General features: G+C 68.7%; 12 protein-coding genes and 1 pseudogene. 7 read left to right on the plus strand and 6 right to left on the minus strand.

The window, feature by feature from the left end:
- Positions 1 to 964 precede the first annotated feature (964 nt).
- Positions 965 to 2,176 carry a dephospho-CoA kinase gene (gene coaE / locus GVY39_RS12745; protein WP_159923862.1) on the plus strand — a complete coding sequence of 404 codons (1,212 nt, stop codon included), beginning with the start codon at positions 965 to 967 and terminating at the stop codon, positions 2,174 to 2,176.
- Positions 2,177 to 2,429: 253 nt separating this feature from the next.
- On the opposite strand, the gene GVY39_RS12750 is transcribed toward coaE, so the two are convergent.
- Positions 2,430 to 2,954 (minus strand): DUF402 domain-containing protein, encoded by a 525-nt coding sequence (locus GVY39_RS12750; protein ID WP_159923864.1) that lies wholly within the window; start codon positions 2,952 to 2,954, stop codon positions 2,430 to 2,432.
- 263 nt (positions 2,955 to 3,217) lie between these two features.
- Between GVY39_RS12750 and uvrB the strand changes: the two genes are divergently transcribed.
- Positions 3,218 to 5,401, plus strand: coding sequence for an excinuclease ABC subunit UvrB (gene uvrB / locus GVY39_RS12755; RefSeq protein WP_159923866.1), 2,184 nt, complete (start codon positions 3,218 to 3,220; stop codon positions 5,399 to 5,401).
- Between the two features lie 65 nt (positions 5,402 to 5,466).
- Here uvrB and GVY39_RS12760 read toward each other — a convergent pair whose 3' ends face one another.
- Entirely contained in the window at positions 5,467 to 5,937 is a 471-nt protein-coding gene (locus GVY39_RS12760; RefSeq protein WP_159923869.1) for a VOC family protein, read from the minus strand.
- Positions 5,938 to 5,989: 52 nt separating this feature from the next.
- On the opposite strand from GVY39_RS12760, the gene GVY39_RS12765 reads away from it, so the two are divergent.
- The 3 genes from GVY39_RS12765 to GVY39_RS12775 all read left to right on the plus strand — a co-directional run bounded on the left by GVY39_RS12765 (position 5,990) and on the right by GVY39_RS12775 (position 8,285).
- Positions 5,990 to 6,892 (plus strand): helix-turn-helix domain-containing protein, encoded by a 903-nt coding sequence (locus GVY39_RS12765; RefSeq protein WP_159923871.1) that lies wholly within the window; start codon positions 5,990 to 5,992, stop codon positions 6,890 to 6,892.
- A 28-nt stretch (positions 6,893 to 6,920) separates the two neighbouring features.
- Complete coding sequence (locus GVY39_RS12770; RefSeq protein WP_159923873.1) at positions 6,921 to 7,334, plus strand: DoxX family protein; 414 nt, start codon at positions 6,921 to 6,923, stop codon at positions 7,332 to 7,334.
- 498 nt (positions 7,335 to 7,832) lie between these two features.
- Positions 7,833 to 8,285 carry a universal stress protein gene (locus tag GVY39_RS12775; protein ID WP_043723394.1) on the plus strand — a complete coding sequence of 151 codons (453 nt, stop codon included), beginning with the start codon at positions 7,833 to 7,835 and terminating at the stop codon, positions 8,283 to 8,285.
- 85 nt (positions 8,286 to 8,370) lie between these two features.
- Here GVY39_RS12775 and GVY39_RS12780 read toward each other — a convergent pair whose 3' ends face one another.
- The 3 genes and pseudogenes from GVY39_RS12780 to GVY39_RS12790 form a co-directional block, all read right to left on the minus strand.
- A complete protein-coding gene (locus GVY39_RS12780; RefSeq protein WP_321209888.1) occupies positions 8,371 to 10,668 on the minus strand; it encodes an ATP-binding domain-containing protein in 2,298 nt (765 codons plus the stop codon).
- 167 nt (positions 10,669 to 10,835) lie between these two features.
- Positions 10,836 to 11,120, minus strand: a pseudogene (locus tag GVY39_RS12785) (antibiotic biosynthesis monooxygenase); the annotation flags it as partial.
- Between the two features lie 8 nt (positions 11,121 to 11,128).
- Entirely contained in the window at positions 11,129 to 12,478 is a 1,350-nt protein-coding gene (locus tag GVY39_RS12790) for a diguanylate cyclase domain-containing protein (protein WP_159923887.1), read from the minus strand.
- A gap of 213 nt (positions 12,479 to 12,691) precedes the next feature.
- On the opposite strand from GVY39_RS12790, the gene GVY39_RS12795 reads away from it, so the two are divergent.
- Together GVY39_RS12795 and GVY39_RS12800 are read left to right on the plus strand one after the other, a co-directional pair.
- Positions 12,692 to 13,897: a beta-ketoacyl synthase N-terminal-like domain-containing protein gene (locus GVY39_RS12795; protein WP_321209887.1), complete on the plus strand. Its 1,206-nt coding sequence runs from the start codon at positions 12,692 to 12,694 to the stop codon at positions 13,895 to 13,897.
- A 242-nt stretch (positions 13,898 to 14,139) separates the two neighbouring features.
- The gene (locus GVY39_RS12800; protein ID WP_236565427.1) at positions 14,140 to 14,850 is read left to right on the plus strand and encodes a sigma 54 modulation/S30EA ribosomal C-terminal domain-containing protein; all 711 of its coding nucleotides are present in this window, start codon (positions 14,140 to 14,142) and stop codon (positions 14,848 to 14,850) included.
- Between the two features lie 3 nt (positions 14,851 to 14,853).
- On the opposite strand, the gene GVY39_RS12805 is transcribed toward GVY39_RS12800, so the two are convergent.
- Positions 14,854 to 16,410, minus strand: a complete 1,557-nt coding sequence (locus GVY39_RS12805) for a GAF domain-containing sensor histidine kinase (RefSeq protein WP_159923891.1) — start codon at positions 16,408 to 16,410, stop codon at positions 14,854 to 14,856.
- Positions 16,411 to 16,794: the final 384 nt, after the last annotated feature.

A 16,794-nucleotide genomic window follows, 5' to 3' on the forward strand; every position in this document is an offset into this window, starting at 1 on the left:
CCTCGACATTCCTCCGGGATCAATGCGCCCGATAGGCCGATGGCTCTTTCACTTGGCTTGCGCCGCAGGAAGCCGGAAAATGCAGGAGAATCCTGAGAAATATCCGCTGGGCGGCCTGAACACCGGACCCTTCGCGAGTTCCGTAAGGCGAGTGCACATGCTGTTTTATGAGATGCCGCCGATGAATTCGGTCCAGACGCGGTATACCGGCCGCGGATTCCGACTGTCCCGGGTGAATGTTCTTGCATCTGTACTTACATTCACTCCTGCGAACACCAGGTCGGCCGAGGGTCGGACCGTGAGTCGCACGGATTGCGCCGCCGCGCACCGCGCCGCGTTCGGCGCACAAAAGAGTGGCCCAGCCTTGGCGAGAGGCTGGGCCACTTCGAACTCGGGTTCAGCTTGCGGTAGCAGGTACCCACCGGACCGCGGGTGCGGCCGGACGGTTCCGCATGGCAGCGAAACTGTGCCGCGCGGGACTGATGAACGCGGTGAACCAAGAGCGACGGTGCTCGGCGAGCGCCGCCGCGACAGCGGGAATCTGAATGCAGTGCACTCGCCCCGCCATGCCCAAACGGTGGCGACCCGTCTGGTTGATTCTGGTGCCCAATGGTATTCCTTTGCATCGCTGGTGTCGGCCTGGATCGCCACGGCGAAGATTAGCGGAACGAAACTGCTCGGCAGCGTATTTTGCCCGAGTAATTGCCTCGGCGTGTCGGAAAGGTGTCACCGCCGAGCCGTAAACATCCGGAATTGTTGCGAATCGGTCTCGGCGCAGTCACGGATCGGGCAAATGGTGCCGCAGGTGGTGGCACGCGCGCGTGCTTCGGGTAATCGAGCGGATTGCTCGTGATTCGGCGGGAGATCGCATGTCGAGCGCGGTCGACCGCCGATCGGCCGAGTGTCGCCGACCGTGATCGGGGCGGCGAACGCTCGCGCCGCGTCCGGATGGGAGACTGGTCGAATGTTACGAATCGGCCTCACCGGAGGCATGGGAGCGGGGAAGTCGACGGTCGCCCGGGTGCTCGCCGACCTCGGCGCCGTGGTCATCGATTCCGATCTCATCGCCAGGGAGGTCGTCGAGCCGGGCACCGAGGGATTGGCCGCCCTGGTGGAAGCGTTCGGCGCAGGCATCCTCGCCGCGGACGGCAGCCTCGACCGGCCGGCCCTGGCGGCGCGGGCCTTCGGGGACGACGCGGCGCGCGCGAAATTGAATGCGATCACCCACCCGCTCGTCGGAAAGCGCACCGCAGAATTGATCGCGGCCGCGGCTCCGGATGCCATTGTCGTGCAGGATATTCCGCTGCTTGTGGAAAACGGACTCGCGCCGTTGATGCATCTCGTGCTGATCGTCGACGTGGATGCCGAAACACGTATCCGCCGTTTGGTGGAATTCCGCGGCGTCAGCGAAGCCGATGCCCGCGCGCGCATTTCGGCGCAGGCCACCGACGAACAGCGCCGAGCCGTTGCCGATGTGTTGCTGGATAACAGTGGCGCACCCGGGGCGGTCGAGGTCGAGCTTCGCCGCCTGTGGGCCGAGCGTTTGGTGCCGTTCGAGCGCAACCTGCGTGCCGGTGTGTCCGCGCGCCGCGGCGACATCCGGCTCGTGCCCGCCGATCCGGAGTGGCCGGCCCAGGCGCAGCGGCTGATCGCGCGATTGTGGGTCGCCTGCGGCAGCGCGGCCTCCCGCATCGACCACATCGGCTCCACCTCGGTGCCGGGACTGCCCGCCAAGGACGTGATCGATCTGCAGATCACGGTCACCGACCTGGCCGCCGCCGACGGCCTGCGTGACGCGCTCGGCGCCGCCGGCTTCCCGGTTCGGCCGGAGGTCACCCAGGACAACCCCAAGCCGACACCGGGGGACCCGGCCGGCATCGATACCGGCCTGTGGACCAAGCGTTTTCATCAGAATGCCGATCCCGGCCGGTTGGCCAACGTGCACGTGCGGGTCGAAGGCTCGCCCGGTCAGCAGTACGCGCTGCTGCTGCGGGACTGGCTGCGCGCCGACGCCGGTGCGCGCGCGGAGTATCTCGCCCTGAAGCGCGAGGGCGAGGCCAAGGCGGCGGGGCTGACCGGTGCGGAGGCGACCGCGGCCTACCTCGACGTCAAGGAACCGTGGTTCGACGCCGCCTATCCCCGGGCTCTGGCCTGGCGGGAGACGTCGGCGGGCTAGCACTCCGGCGACGGTCGAGTTCACCCCCGGCCGTTCTCGGCCTTCGTCGGAGTCCGTGCGGCTCGACCGCGATCCGCTCGCGCTGTACCGAGACAGCTCTCGGCCCGCTCGTTCGGGGTGTTGCCCGGGGCCGGTTCCGCGCGTGGAGAATCAGTTCGCACGGTACTTCGAGGACCCGGACGGTGCTGGAACGCGATCGCCCATGACTGGACCGCCTCCGCGTGTGTGGGCTACGGCATCCGGGCGACTGGCGCTACAGCCAGGTGAGGGTGATGTCCATCGTCTCCAACCAGCCTTCGAAGGTGTGGCCGTTGGCGGCGATGCCGTCGATGGCGGCGGTCGCGTGTTGCACGGCCGCCTCGGCGTCGGCGAGGGAGATCAGTCCCGCGGTGTGTGCGGCCAGCAGTTCGTCGACGTCCAGCAACTGGGTGTCGCGGGACGAGCGCACGATGATGTCGAGGTAGTGGTCGACGGCCATCCACTTCTTCGGGGCGACCACCCTGAAGTCACCGACGTCGAGGTAGTAGTCCTGGTCGCGCCGGTGGGCGGGGAGATAGTGGAAGATGGTCGCGCGCAGGTGCAGCTTCGGCAGCAGCCAGGACTCGATGTAATGGAACTGCGAATGGTCCGAGGTACGCGCCATGTACAGGCCCCACGGCTCGACGCGGTACTTCTCGACCGGGCGTACGAATCCCTTCGGATCCGTGTTCGTCAGGTCCGCGATGTTGAAGTACTCGACTTTGGGCCGGTGCACGTCCACGATAGGTGCCTGCGTCATGCCTCAAGAATCTACCGTCGCCCCCGGCCCGTCGAGTCGGACGCAGTAATCCGCGAGCTACATCAGGTGAGCGTGACGCCGTGGCCGGCCGGCCGGTCCTCGACGCGGTGCTCGTGCGCGGCCTGCCGCTTCGGCGTCGCCGTGGCCGGCTCGGAGGCCCGATGCGTTTGTTGCCGCGCCGACCGGTCCGGCGAGCAGTTCGTCGATTCGTGGCCGCCCGCCGCCCCGGGAATCTGTCGGTGAGTGGGCCTACGCTGGTGGGCATGGCATTCGCAACCGAGATCCCGGCGGAGGGCTACGAGGACAGGGCCGCCGAGCAACCGCTGGCGCACTCGGAGTTCCGCCCGGTCGGCGAGATCCAGCGTGTCGGCGGCCGGTTCGAGGTGGTCAGTGATCACCAGCCCGCGGGCGACCAGCCCGCCGCGATCGCCGAGCTCGAGCGCAGGATCAGAGCGGGAGAGCGCGACGTGGTACTGCTCGGCGCCACCGGTACGGGAAAGTCGGCCACCACGGCCTGGCTGATCGAGCGGTTGCAGCGGCCGACGCTGGTGATGGCGCCGAACAAGACGCTCGCCGCCCAGCTGGCCAACGAGCTGCGCGAGATGCTGCCGAACAACGCCGTGGAGTACTTCGTCTCCTACTACGACTACTACCAACCCGAGGCGTACATCGCGCAGACCGACACCTACATCGAGAAGGACAGCTCGATCAACGACGATGTCGAGCGGCTGCGCCATTCGGCGACCTCCAGCCTGCTGTCCCGGCGCGACGTGGTGGTGGTCGCCTCCGTGTCGTGCATCTACGGTCTCGGCACGCCGCAGTCGTATCTCGACCGGTCGGTGCAGTTGCAGGTCGGCACCGAGCTCGATCGGGACGCGCTGCTGCGGCTGCTGGTGGACGTGCAGTACACCCGCAACGACATGGCGTTCACCCGCGGCTCGTTCCGGGTGCGCGGCGACACCGTGGAGATCATTCCGTCCTATGAGGAACTCGCCGTCCGTATCGAGTTCTTCGGCGACGAGATCGAGGCGCTGTACTACCTGCACCCGCTCACCGGCGACGTGGTCCGCCAGGTGGACATGCTGCGGATCTTCCCCGCCACCCACTACGTGGCGGGGCCGGAGCGGATGGAGCGCGCGGTGCGCGATATCGAGGCCGAGCTGGAGCAGCGGCTCGCCGAGCTGGAACGCCAGGGGAAATTGCTCGAGGCGCAGCGGCTGCGCATGCGCACCCAGTACGACTTGGAGATGATCCGCCAGGTCGGGTTCTGCTCCGGCATCGAGAACTACTCGCGCCACATCGACGGCCGTCCGGCCGGTTCGGCGCCTGCGACGCTGCTGGACTACTTCCCGGAGGACTTCCTGCTCGTCATCGACGAGTCGCACAACACCGTTCCCCAGATCGGCGGTATGTACGAGGGCGACATGTCCCGCAAGCGCAACCTGGTGGAATACGGCTTCCGGTTGCCGTCCGCGGTGGACAACCGGCCGCTGACCTGGGAGGAGTTCGCCGATCGCATCGGGCAGACGGTCTACCTGTCGGCCACTCCGGGTCCGTACGAGCTGGGGCAGACCGGCGGTGAAGTGGTCGAGCAGGTCATCCGGCCGACCGGCTTGGTCGATCCCAAGGTCGTGGTGAAGCCGACGAAGGGGCAGATCGACGATCTGATCCACGAGATCAGGCAGCGCACCGAGCGCGACGAGCGCGTTCTGGTCACCACGCTCACGAAGAAGATGGCCGAGGACCTCACCGACTACTTGCTCGGGCTGGGGGTCAGGGTGCGCTACCTGCACTCCGAGATCGACACGCTGCGCCGCGTCGAGTTGTTGCGGCAGCTGCGGCTCGGCGAATACGACGTACTGGTGGGCATCAACCTGCTGCGCGAGGGTCTCGACCTGCCCGAGGTGTCGCTGGTGGCGATCCTCGACGCGGACAAGGAGGGATTCCTGCGCAGCACCACCGCACTGATCCAGACGATCGGCCGCGCGGCGCGCAACGTCTCCGGTGAAGTGCACATGTACGCGGACAAGATCACCGATTCGATGCAGTACGCCATCGACGAGACCGAGCGCCGTCGCGCGAAGCAGGTCGCCTACAACGAGGAAATGGGCATCGATCCCAAGCCTCTGCGCAAGAAGATCGCCGACATCCTCGACCAGGTGTATCGGGAGGCCGACGAGGTGGAGGTCGGCGGCTCCGGACGCAATGCCAGCCGTGGCAGGCGTGCGCAAGGCGAGCCGGGCCGCGCGGTGAGCGCGGGGGTGTACGAAGGCCGCGACGTCAAGTCGATGCCGCGCGCCGAACTGGCCGATCTCGTGAAGGAACTCACCGCACAGATGATGAACGCGGCCCGGGAGTTGCAGTTCGAGCTCGCCGGGCGGTTACGCGACGAGATCGCGGATCTGAAGAAGGAATTGCGCGGCATGGACGCCGCCGGATTGAGTTGAGCCGCGCCGCAGCGGCGCTGCCTCCGCGAGCCGTTCGCCGAACAGCCGCGGAGGCAGCCGTGCCGTCAGGCCTGGGTGGCCATCCATTCGTTCACCCGGCGTTCGGCCTCTTCGCGCGAGACGTCCTCGACCTTGGTGAGCACCGCCCAGCGGTGGCCGAAGGGGTCGATGACCACGCCGAACCGGTCGCCGGTCACGAAGGTTTGCGGCTCCTCGACGCTGCGGGCGCCGTGTTCGACGGCCCGCCGCACCACCGCGTCGACATCCGGGCAGTAGTGCACGATCGAGGTGTGCACCCATTCGCCGTTCGGGGCGAGCACGCCGTTGTCCGGGATCGGCATCCCCATCTGCAGGGTCGAGTCGCCGATCCTCAGTTCGGCGTGCGCGGGCTGCCCGTCGGGCAGGTCGTTGCGACTGAGCACCTCGGCTCCGAAGACGGCGCGATAGAACTCGATGGCTTTGTTGCCGTCACCGACCGCGAGAAAACAAGTGATCGAGTGGTAGCCGTCGGCGATGGGATTCACTGTGTTCGTCATGACCACAACTCTCGCCGGTGCTGGTCGTCGGGTCTTGTAAGAACGCGACACCATGCCGCGTAGCGCCGAACCGCCCGCCGACGAGCCGCCGGTTGCTCGCCATCCGCTGGCGCCCACCGACACCAAGGGGATTCTGCATCCGCACGAGCAGGCGAAGCATCGCTCGCTGGTCCGCTTGCCGCCGAGCCTACCGGTGGGTCGCTACGTCGAGTGGTATTGGGCGGTGCGCTGGGATCTGCGTGGCCGGCCTCCGTACCGGGCGGAGGTGCTGTCCTATCCGAGTGTGAACGTCACCTTCGAACGGTCCGAGATGCGCACCGGTGGATTCGTCACCGGCGTGACCACCACGAAGTTCATCCGTGAACTCAGCGGGGTAGGGGAAACCTTCGGTATCCGCTTCCGCGCGGGCGGGTTCGGCGCGTTCACCGGACTCGATGTCGGCTCGTTGCGCGATCGCGCCGTGCCCATCGCCGACGTGCTGCCCGATACCGCGGGCTTGACCGAGCGGGTGCTCGACGCGCCGACCGTCGAGCGGCGCCGGTGCGTTGTCGAGGAGTACCTTGCCGACCATCCCGCCGTCGAGGACCCGACCTACCGATTGGTGCTGCGCATCGTCGACGCGATGGCCGGTGATCAAGAGCTGACCAGGGTCGATCAGGTCACCGAGAGATTCGATGTGCCCGTCCGGACATTGCAGCGCATGTTCCGCCGGTACGTAGGTGCGGGACCGAAATGGGTCCTGCGGCGCTATCGGTTGCAGGACGGCGCCGATCTGCTCGCCAAGGGCCGCACCGAAGACCTCGCCGCGTTGGCCGCGGACCTGGGTTATTTCGACCAGGCCCACTTCTCACGTGAGTTCACCGCGGAAGTGGGTATGGCCCCTCTGGAGTACGCCAAGAATTCGCTGCGTTTGCGCAACGAGGTCACGGCCAAGGTCATGCCGATGCGAGCTTAGTTGCCGGAGAGTCGACTAGGAGCTGGACATGGATGTCGTGGTGTTGATCGGACGAGTGCTGTTCGCGGTGTTGTTCCTGACTTCCACTGTCGGGCATTTCACCCAGACCGAGGCGATGGCGGGGTACGCGCGAAGCAAAGGCGTTCCGATGGCGAAGGCCGCGGTGCTCGGCTCGGGCGTCCTCTTCGGCCTCGGCGGTCTCAGCGTGCTGCTGGGTATCTGGGCCGATCTCGGCTCGCTGCTGCTCGTGATCGCGTTGCTGCCGACCGCTGTCGTGATGCACCGGTTCTGGCAGGAGACCGACCCGCAGATCAAGCAGGCCGAGACGACCCAGTTCGCCAAGGACCTCGCTCTCGCGGGCGCCGCACTGATGCTGTTCGCGTTCTTCGCGCACGTCGACGAACTCGGATTGACCGTCACGAGGCCGCTTTTCGATCTCTAGTCTCGCCCGCGCAGTCCGCTCCGCGCGCTAATATTGCGCGTCCTTTTTACAAGAGGAAGAGGAGGACATGGACATCATCGGAGCGATTCTCGGCATATTCTGGGCGAACTATCGGCAGTGGCCGTAGCGGCGCTGTGGACCAACTCGATCGGCCCGTCCCGGGAGCGTGATTCACGCGGCGGGGCGGGCCGATCGCCGTGTGACGGACCTGGCTCTGTGATGAATATCCCACGGACGCATCATGGTTCGATACGGTTGTGGCACCTCACAGGGACAGGTCTCGGGAATTGGGTCTGCGCTGGTTGGTCTGGTCTTTCCGGCATTCCCTGGCGAATATCCGGCGGGAATGGTGGAACACCTCGAGTGTGATGTCTTGCGATTTCTGAAATTTCCGTACCATTTGCCGCTATGGTCGAGCCCAGTCGCCGCGCCGACGCTCCGGGAAGCCGGGACGAACCCGCGCGCAGCACCCGACCCACCGCATAGTTGGAGGAGAGAATGACCGCCTACCGGACCATTGTCGTCGGTACCGATGGCTCGGACTCGTCGTATGTCGCCGTCGAGAAGGCCGGCGCCCTGGCCGGCGTGTCCGGCGCGACTCTGGTCGTGGCCTGCGCGTACTACCCCACCGATGACCGCGACGTGGCCGCCGCCGCCGACGTGCTCAAGGAGGAGGCGTACCAGGTGCGCGGCTCCGCCCCGACCAACGAGATCCTGCGTATCGCCCGGGACAAGGCGATCGCCGCGGGGGCGGCCGACATCGTCGAGCGCGCCATCGTCGGCGAGCCGGTGGAGTCGCTGCTGGCGCTGATGAAGGAAGTCGACGCCGACTTGCTGGTCGTCGGCAACCGGGGGCTGAACACCCTGGCCGGACGGCTGCTCGGTTCGGTGCCCTCCGACGTGGCGCGCAAATCCCGCTCGGACGTGCTGATCGTGCACACCGTGCGCTGAGTCTCTCGACAGCCGAACGGCTCCGTCGCCCTCGCGAATAGCGATGCGGCACGGAGCCTTTCGTCGTTCTCGGGCGCCGAGGGCGTCAGCGCAGCCGGTCGAGCACGCCGGGCAGATCCGTGCTGTGCACGACGCCGAGCCGCTGGGTGGCGCGGGTCACCGCGACGTACAGGTCGTTGAGCCCGCGCGGCGATTCGTCGAGGATGCCTTGCGGCTCCACCAAGTAGACCGCGTCGAACTCCAAACCCTTCACCTCGTGCACGGTCAGCACCCGCACCGAATCCTCGGCGAGGTCGGCCAGCCGCGCCACCAGCGCGTGCGGGGCGATGACCGCCGTGGTGCCCGGCCCGGTCTCGGTGGCGACGAGCCGGGCGACCTCCGCGTGCACGTCACCGGGCGTGACCCGGTATGCCTGCGGTACGACGCCGGTTTCGCGGACCGAGCGCGGTGCGGACGCCGTCGGATCGATGGCCGCGAGGACATCGGCCGCGACGTCCATGATCTCCGCCGGGGTGCGGTAGTTGACGGTGAGTTCGGTCAGCTTCCACCGAGACGCGACATACGGTTCGAGCATTCGCTGCCACGACGACGTACCCGCCGGGTCGCCGGTCTGGGCGACGTCGCCGACCACGGTGACCCATCGGTTGGGAATGCGCCGCATCACCATGCGCCACGCCATCTCCGACAGTTCCTGCGCCTCGTCCACGATGACGTGGCCGTAGGTCCACGTGCGATCGCCCGCGGCGCGCTCCGCGGTGGTCTGGCGGGCGCGCACGTCCTGGCGCTCGGCAAGCTGGCTCGCGTCGATCAGGTCGTAGGCCATCAGGATCTCCGGGTCGAGGTCGTCCTCGAGGTCCTGGGGCGCGGAGCCGGTGAGGATGTCCAACGCGTCCTGCGCTTCGGCGATCCGGGCGCGCCACCGCCGGCGGGCGCGTTCGCGTTCCTCGGTGTCGTCTACGCCGAGCAGTTCGGCCAGTTCGTCCAGCAGCGGCGCGTCGGCGGCGCTGAACTGGCCGTTGTCCGGCCGCAGCAGTTCGGCGCGGTCGGCCGGGTCCAGCGAACTCGCGACCCGGTCCAGCCGCTTCGGGTCGGCGAGCAGGTCGGCCAGGACCTCCTGCGGAGACAGGATCGGCCACAGCTCGGCGATCGCGGCCTGGATCTGCGGGTCGGCGCGCATCTCGTCGCGGATCTCGGTGAGGTCGGCGGAGCTGAGCAGACTGGGCCCGCCGGAGAGGTCAGCGCCCATCGTCCGGGCGAGCTGGTCGGTCAGCGCGTCGACCACCGAGCTCGCGAAGATCGGCCGGGCCAGATTGTGCGGCCTGCGGGAAGAGCGGGCGCGGCCGCGCGCCTTGGTGGCGATCTTGCGGTCCAGCGTGACCGGATATCCGTCGAAGCTCAGCCGGATCGGTTCGGCGGGCACCTCTTGGCGGTCGCGCACCGCCTGCTTGAGCACCTCGAGTATCGCCAGCGACCCCTTGATCTCGCCCGCGCGCAGCGAGTCCTCACGGGCCGCCCGCACGCCCGGGTACAGATCGCCGATGGTCGACAGCAGTACGCCCGTCTCGCCGAGCGACGGCAGCACCTGCCCGATGTAGTCCAGGAAGGTGGCGTTCGGGCCGATGATCAGCACGCCGCTCTTGGCCAGCTGCTGACGGTAGGTGTAGAGCAGGTAGGCGGCGCGGTGCAGTGCGACGGCGGTCTTGCCGGTGCCCGGCCCGCCCTGCACGACGAGCACGCTCTTGTGCTCGGACCGGATGATCGCGTCCTGCTCGTGCTGGATGGTCTCGACGATGTCGTTCATGTGGCCGGTGCGGGCGGCGTTGAGCGCCGACAGCAGCGCGCTCTCGCTGCCCACACCGCCGTCGGTGTCGGTGGCGCCGGCCCGGCGGGCGGCCTCGAGATCGAGGTACTCGTCGTTGATCGCCGTGACCTTGCGGTTGCGCGAGCGGATGTGCCTGCGCCGGGTCACGCCGTCCGGCGCTGCGGTGGTGGCCAGGTAGAACGGCCGCGCCAGCGGGGCGCGCCAGTCCAGCAGCAGGCTCTCGTAGTCGTCCTTCTCGTCCAGGATGCCGATCCTGCCGATGTAGCGGTACGCCTCCTGCGCGCCGTCGAGATCGATGCGGCCGAAACACAGGCCGTGCTCGGCGGCGTCGTATTTCGCCAGGTCCTCGGAGTACAGCTGGCTGAACGACTCCCGTTCGCTGCGAGCCTGCGGGGTGCCGCCGGTCTCCAGCAGCACGGTGCGCAACCGGTTGCGCGCGTAGGCGCGCATCTCGTCCAGCCGCTCGTACAGAACCGACAGGTACGCCTGCTCCTGATCGGTCTCGCGGGTCCGCTCGGGTGCGCCGTCGTGGGCGGCACGGTCCTGAGTGAGGTCGGGCAAACTGAACTCCTTGTCACCGCGAAGAGCCGCGAGCACACTACCCGGCGGGGTAGGTGAACGCTCGGAAAGCAGAGTTGTCGATTCTACTGGGGTTGCCCAGGCCGCGCCGTAACCGCAGGTCTGGTCGAGGGCGACGCGACGCAGGCGTCCTCGGCCGCGGTCAGCGGCACCGGCGTGAAGTGCTCGACCACCGGGAACGGGTCGTAGACGTGGTGCAACAAGTCCTTCCAGCGCTGATATTCCGGAGAGCCGCGGAATCCGGTGACGTGATCGTCGAGATGGTCCCATTCCACCCGGAGCAGATAACTGCCCGGCGACTCGACGCCGCGCGCCAGCGACAGCGATCGGAAGCCGGGCATGTTCGCGATGATCGGCCGCGCCGCGGCGAAGGCGGCCTCGAACTCGGCGGCGCGCTCGGGGCGAACCGGCAGCAGGGCGTGTTCGACGATCATGGGGGCGGTCAGGACGCGTGGGTGCTGTTGGGCCTGCGGCCCTTGGTGACGGCCCCTTCTCGGTGACCGGGCGGCTTCGCCTGGTACATCGCCAGGTCCGCGTCGTGCAGCACGGCCTCCGGGCTGCGCCGGTCGCCCGCACGCAGTTCGGTGACGCCGATCGAGGCGTTGACCTCGATCCGGTGCCCGCGCGCGATGATCGGCTCGGCCATGGTGCAGCGCAGTCTGTTCACCAGCGCTTCGATGTCGACGCGCCGGGTGCGGCCGGACAACAGCACCAGGAACTCGTCGCCGCCCAGCCTGCCGACGATGTCGTCACCGCGCAGCGCGCGCTGCAAACGCTGGGCCACGATCTGCAGCACGGTGTCGCCGATGGCGTGCCCGAGCGTGTCGTTGATCGCCTTGAACCCGTCCAGGTCGATGAACAGCACGGTGGACACCGGCAACAGTTCATCGGTACTGGCCAGCGCGGCGGCCAGCTGGGACAGGATCAGCGAACGGTTGGCCAGCCCGGTGAGCGAGTCGTGCGTGGCCTGGTACTCCAGCTGCCTTCTGCTGGCGCGGAATTCGGTGATGTCGGCGAAGGAGGACACCGCCGACGAGCGCGGGTCGCCGGGATTGAGCAGGCGGCTGCTGCCCGACAACCAGCGGCGCTGACCGTCCACCCGGTCGACCCCGAAGACGTAGCCGGTGATGGTCTCGCCCGTGGCCAGGGTGCGCGCCACCGGATGGCGGCTCGGCGGCAGCGGCTGGGCGTTCGCGTCCAGCAGCACCAGCGGCAGCGACTGGATGGTGCGGCCGATCACGTGCCCGTCGGGCCCTTCGGTGCCGAAGATGCGCTTGGCTGCCGGATTCATCGACTCGATCCGGCCTTCCGGATCGATCACCACCACGCCCTCCTCCAACTGGGAGACGACCGTGGTGAAGTAGTGCTCGGCCTTGCGCTGCGCGGCTTCGGCGTGGCGCTGGGCGGTGAGGTCGTGGATGACCACCTGGTAGGCGAGGCGGTCGTGCCAGGCGGTCAGCACCGACACCGTCTCAACGGGGACCGTGCCGCCGTCCACCCGCATCAGCGTCATCTCGGTGGGCGCCGAGGCCGCGCCCGCGGTGGTGAGGGTGCTGATCCGATCGAGCATCGAGGGGACGGAAGCGGGGTGGACGAAGTCGGTCAGCGGACGGCCGACGACCTCCTCGGCGTTCTCGGCGGCGAGCAGGCGGACGGTCGCGGGGTTGACGTAGACCACCACGCCGCGCTCGTGCACGCAGATCCCGTCCGGGGTGTGTTCGACCAGGGAGCGGTAACGCGCGGCCAGCTGTTCGGCGGCGTCGACCGCGGCGGCAAGCTTGTCGTCACCCACTCGAACCCCCGATCATCGACCCCATTATGGCCATTGGAACACGGGATTATTCTTGTATCGACGTGTACAAGATCACATCGTCGACGGTATTGCTTCGATCACAGTACTGGCACGTTCTCGGGTCGGATCCGGCGATCATTACTGAACCCGGTTCCTGCGTCGAGGTGGGGCAGACCGCTCGGTCGGCCCGGGGAGCCGGTGAAGGAGCGATACATGCCGGGCACCGACCCGAACACCGCCACGCGGTTCCGATTCGATCCGGGGCACCGAGATCATATGACCATCGCCGGGATCGGCGCGATCACCGGGTACGGGTGGGGACGTGAGCGATTGTGGGAAGGCTTGCTCAGCGGCAAGTCGGCGGCATCGCTGCAACGCGGCTACGGCCCCGGGCGCGACGAGGACGCGTGGGTCGCGCTGGTCCCCGACGGCGGGGACCCCGAGGTGAGCCCCAGCCGCTACGGACGCGCCGTGCACGAGGCCGCGCGGGAGGCCGTCGCGGACGCGCGCGACCGCGGCTGGCGGCCCGGCCGCACCGTCGGGCTGCTGCACGCCATCGTGCTCGGCGACGTGGTGAACTGGCGCGATTTCTACCTCGTCGACGGGGGCGATCGCCGGTCCAGGGACTACCTGCGGCTGCTGCCGTCCACGCCGGTCTCGATGCTGACGCAGGAGTTCGGTTTCCACGGTCCGGCCATGAACGTCTCCGCCGCGTGCAGCTCCGCCAACGTCGCGCTGATCACCGCGAAACTCTGGCTGGACGCGGGCATGGCCGACGACGTGCTCTTCGTGGCGACCGACCTGTCGGCCACCCCGGACATGGTGGAGAGTTTCGTCCGGCTCGGCGCCGCGATCACCGACGCCGAACCGCTGGACGCGTGCCGGCCCTTCCAGCAGGGCAGCCGCGGGTTCAGCATGGGGGAGGCCTCGGTCGCGTTCGTCCTGACCCGTTCGGCCGATCGGCCGTATGCCGCGGTACTCGGCGGAGCCATGTCCAACGACGGCTACCACGTCGTCTCGGTCGACCCGACGCACGAGCACATCCTCGACTGCACCCGCCGCGCGCTCGCCGACGCGGGCGTCACCGCCGGGGACGTGCGCTATTTCAACGCGCACGGCACCGGAACCCGCCAGTGCGATGTCGCCGAACACCATCTGCTCGAGCATTTGTTCGCCGACCGCCCGCACATCTACGCGGTGAAGCCGCTGGCCGGTCATTGCCAAGGGGCCGCGGCCGCCGTCGAGGTGGCGGTGGCCGCGCTCGGCTACGACCGGGGCATCGTGCCCGCGGCCCCGATCGTCGCGCCCGCGCATCCGCGGCTGCTGGACGGCCCGGCGCCGTTCGAAGGCGGCCTCACCGCGAAGCTCTCCCTCGGCATGGGCGGCAACAACTCCGTCGTGGTGCTCGGCGCCGCCTGAGCGTCGCTCGGGCGACCGCGATGCGCGACGGAGACGTTCGGCCCGGTCGGTTTCGACGAGCCCGGAATGCGCCGGAGTCAACGCTTTTCGCCGATGGGACTTTCGGCCCTGTTCGCGACACCCATGCGGTGCTGGCATAGGGGGACGGATCGAATCTGGGAAGCGGGGCATTGCGGATGGTTTCACCGGGGCTGCGATACGCATCGGACCACTGGACGACGGCCGCGGAACCGGAAGTGGCGGTGACCACGCGCGGTGACGTGCCCGCCATGGACGTCACGCGGGCGGTGCGAGCGATCGTTCGCGTCCTGCGCAGACATCATCTCGACGCGCCCGCCCGGGTACGTATGAGCGCCCCGCCCGACGCGGCCGAGCCGATGGTGGTGCAGGTCGATGTCCGCAACCGGGAGGTCGTCACCCGGGTCCAGGTCACCGGGCCGCGCGGGTTCGCGGTGACCTTCGCCGCCGAGCGCCTCGACCGCCAGTTGGCCCGGCTGGCCAGGGGAGAAGCGCGGACCTGGCCCGATCCGGGCCGACCTCCACTTGCCCGGGCCGGCGAGCCGCGCCCGATCGTCCGCCGTAAGCGGTGTGCCTTGTCCACCTGCACGCCCGCCGAAGCGGTCGAGATCCTGGACGCCATGGATTACGGCGCCCACCTGTTCACCGACGCCGAGACCGGTGAGGACGCGGTGGTGCACTGGGCGGAGCCCGGCGTGCGGCTCGTCCGCCAAGGGGCGACCCATCCGCCGATCCGGTCACCGGAGGTGGCCATGAGCGCCCCGCCGATCGTCGTCGACGCGGATCCCGCCGCGTGCCTCGATCCGGCTGACGCGGCGAAGGATCTGTGCCGCAAGGGATTACCGTTCCTGTTCTGCACCGACCCGGGCAGCGGCCGCGGCGGGCTGCTGTACCGGCGGCACGACGGCGATCTGGCGCTCGTGGTACCCGCCTGATCGCTAGGCCAGCGGCGCGGACCAGTGCACTCTGGTGCCGCCGCCCTCGGCCGGACCCACCGTGCATCGGCCGTCGGACATGCTCGCGCGCTGCGTGAGGTTGGCCAGTCCGCTCGGCGTCACGTCCGCGGGCATGCCCGTGCCGTTGTCCTCGACGAGGACGGTCAGCTCGTCGTCGACGGTGATCTCGACGGCCAGTCTGTTCCCACCGGAATGGCGCACCGCGTTGCTGACCGATTCGCGCACCACGGCTTCGGCGTGATCGGCGAGGGCGTCGCCCACGACCGACAGCGGTCCGGAGAAGCGCACGCTCGTGCGGAACGCGCCGTCGGCGGTCTGCTGGCGGATCGCGTCCTCGAGCCGCCGCCGCAGCGGGTCGCCGCCGTGCAGGTCGAAGATCGACGTGCGGATCTCCTGCACGACCTCCTGCAAACCGTCCATCTCGGTCGAAAGTCGTTGCCGCACTTCCGGATCGTCGGTGCGCGCGGCGGTGGCCCGCAGCCCGAGCCCGACGGCGAACAGCCGCTGGACGACGTGGTCGTGCAGATCACGGGCGATGCGGTCGCGGTCGGCGAGCACGTCCAGTTCGCGCATCCTGCGCTGCGTCTCGGCCAATTGCATGGCCAGCGCCGCCTGGTCGGTGAACGCGGCGGTCAGCTCGACCAGTTCGCCGGGGTACGGGGGACACCCGGGCGGACGCACGATGATCAGCACGCCGAGCATGAGATCGGCGGTCTGCAACGGCAGCACCAGTGCGGGCCCCGCCGAGCCGACCGGAGCGCCGAGATCGACCGACCCGGCATCGGCGACCTGCACCGGCGCGCGCTCGGTGAACGCCGTGCCGGTGGCGGTGCCCGCGATACGTACCCGCTGCGGGCCCGCTCCGGGGCCGAACCATTGCGCGACAACGAGTTCGGTCGCTTCGTCGGGCGGCGTCGCCGGCGCGACCACGGCCAGCAGCGCCTGCTCCGAGCCGGTCAGCGCGCGGGCGCGCGCGACCACCTGCGCGAGCACCAGGTCCGGTGCAGTGCCGGCGAGGAACTCGGTCGCGATGTCGCGGGTCGCCTCGATCCAGGCCTGCCTGGTCCGCGCGGACTCGTACAGCCTGGCGTTCTCGATGGCGATACCGGCCGCGGCGGCCAGCGCCAGCACGATGGCCTCGTCGTCGTCGGTGAACGGCTGCCCACCCGCCTTCTCGGTGAGGTAGAGATTGCCGAATATCTCCTCGCCGATCCGCACCGGGACGCCGAGAAAGCTGCCCATCGGAGGATGGTGGGTCGGAAAACCCACGGAGGCGGGATGCTTCGACAGATCGTCCAGCCGGATCGGTTCCGGATGTAGGAACAGCAGTCCCAGGACGCCCTGTCCCTCGGGGGAGCGGCCGATGTGGATCGGTGTCGTGTCGTCGATGCCCTGGAAGATGAATTCGACCAGCTGGCGATCGTGTCCGCGGACGCCGAGCGCGCCGTAGCGGGCATCGACCAGGCGGGTGGCCGTGCGCACGATGGCGCGCAGGGTGTCGAGCACCGTTGACGGAAGGTGCGGGGTGAGGTCCGTCATGAAGGAGCCCAGGAGGCCGATGGGGTGCGCACAGCGAGTTCAGTCTAGTCGGCGGACTGGCGCGCACGCCGGGAACCCGTACTCGATGGACGGTACCGGGGGCCCGTGCCGATGTTCTTCATCACACCACCAGGGTGATGAGCGCCAGGTGCACTCCGGCGGCGACCCTGGCGAGCCCTGCCGGACTCGGTAGCCCCGCACCGCCCCTCGGGTCTGCGAATTCCCCGGAAGTGCGGGCGCGGCACCGTGACGGCGGGTGGCCGGGGGAATGGCGAGCGCAGTCGCACTGTTGACCAGGGATGCCGGGAGGGCGATGCTACGGAGGCGTCCTGGCCTGTTTCCCGGCTCGATCACGTAACGTCCGGCCGCCGGGTTCCCGCCATT

The sequence above is a fragment of the Nocardia sp. CY15 genome (assembly GCF_009829295.1).
Taxonomy (GTDB): domain Bacteria; phylum Actinomycetota; class Actinomycetes; order Mycobacteriales; family Mycobacteriaceae; genus Nocardia; species Nocardia sputi.